Here is an 868-nt window from a genome sequence, read left to right on the forward strand (position 1 = left end):
TGCGCCGTGAGCTGTCAGGCGCACGAAAACCGCACAGCCTTTGATGTGTCCCGAGCGGCCTAACACCTTGAAATAAGCCGACCCGCGAAGCGGGTTCGGCTTGATTGAACTGTTAGGCCGCCGGCCGAAGAAACGACGCCCCACCGCGGCGAACTTTACGACAGATTTCGCAGAAGGAAGCGCTTGCGCCGGACGCGATCTGGAGGGAGCAATGGCAAGTATGTCCGTGAGCCAGCGGCCTGCGCCAGGGACTATCGAGGACAGACCGACTGCGATCGTGTCTGGAGTGACAGGCTTGCGCCGTGCACTGTCAGGCGCACCAAAACCGCACAGCCTTTGATGTGTCCCGAGCCGCCTAACACCTAAGTTAAGCCGAGCCGCGAAGCGGCTTCGGCTTGAACGCATTGTTAGGGCGCAACCGGCTGAGCACGAAGATACACAGCGGTAGCGCCGAGAAGAAGACGGCAAGATCCAGCAGCAAGGCTGCCTTGGTGAAAGGCAAGCGGCCAGCCAGCTGCATGTGATAAGCATCAAAAGCCGCGGCGCCAAGAGACATTGCCGCACCGGCCAGCAAGGCTCGCTGCAAATAGAGAAGCCGGGCGGGACCGGTAAAGATTAGACCTGCAAGAAGTCCACAGAGGACGGTGCCGAGTAGTAAGCCAGCCAAGCGCCATGGTCGATCCGAGAACAAATCAGGCACCCACTGAACCCATACCGCAAGCTCGCTGTGCACGTACCAGTACCCGGCGGTCATGGGCAGGAAGAGAATAATTTGTGCGGCCAAACGCATAGCTCCCCCTGCGCCCTAACACCTTGAAATAAGCCGACCCGCGAAGCGGGTTCGGCTTGATTGAACTGTTAGGCCGCC

The 868-nt window shown here is 59.7% G+C and carries 1 protein-coding gene; it reads right to left on the reverse strand.

Going from position 1 to position 868, the window contains the following annotated elements; translation table 11 throughout:
• Window positions 1-367 precede the first annotated feature (367 nt).
• Window positions 368-784 (reverse strand): hypothetical protein, encoded by a 417-nt coding sequence (locus ACFOM9_RS15050; protein WP_386712706.1) that lies wholly within the window; start codon window positions 782-784, stop codon window positions 368-370.
• Between the last annotated feature and the right edge of the window lie 84 nt (window positions 785-868).

Source organism: Luteimonas notoginsengisoli, from assembly GCF_042648885.1.
In the GTDB taxonomy this organism is placed as follows: domain Bacteria; phylum Pseudomonadota; class Gammaproteobacteria; order Xanthomonadales; family Xanthomonadaceae; genus Luteimonas; species Luteimonas notoginsengisoli.